Below are 365 nucleotides of genomic sequence, written 5' to 3'. Positions count from 1 at the left end.
TTTGGCGTTCTAAATCTTCATATAATGAATAGTGATCACCCCAACCTGTTAATCCGATGTTTATCATATATATCACCAATGTCATCATACCATATAACTTTTATCATAATCATTTCAGCGAACTTTAGTTTGATAATTTCGTTTGACTAGATTGGTAAAATAGAAACGCAATCCACAAAAATGGCAAGCACTAAAATAATGTTTGGGGGTGCTTGTGCTTTTGTGGATTGCGGTCGATTCGATTATTTATATTGCATGATTTGATTAATTTGATTGATTATATTGGACATGATGGTGTTGGCGGGATGCGTTGTTGCTAGTCGCGGGCTTTGTCCACTCCACATATGTGTTAACTCTTTGTCGCC

1 protein-coding gene and 1 pseudogene are annotated in these 365 nt (G+C 36.2%); both read right to left on the bottom strand.

The features are described 5' to 3' along the window. Window positions 1–67 (bottom strand): hypothetical protein (locus IDG60_RS22055; protein WP_241013310.1); only part of this gene is annotated, 67 nt, incomplete at its 3' end. A gap of 175 nt (window positions 68–242) precedes the next feature. Beyond that, window positions 243–365 (bottom strand): annotated as a pseudogene (locus IDG60_RS03065) (nitronate monooxygenase); the annotation flags it as partial.

The sequence above is a fragment of the Staphylococcus sp. EG-SA-2 genome (assembly GCF_017152085.1).
Note: the sequence above shows the minus strand (reverse complement) of the source record. Positions and strands in the feature narration are given on the sequence as shown.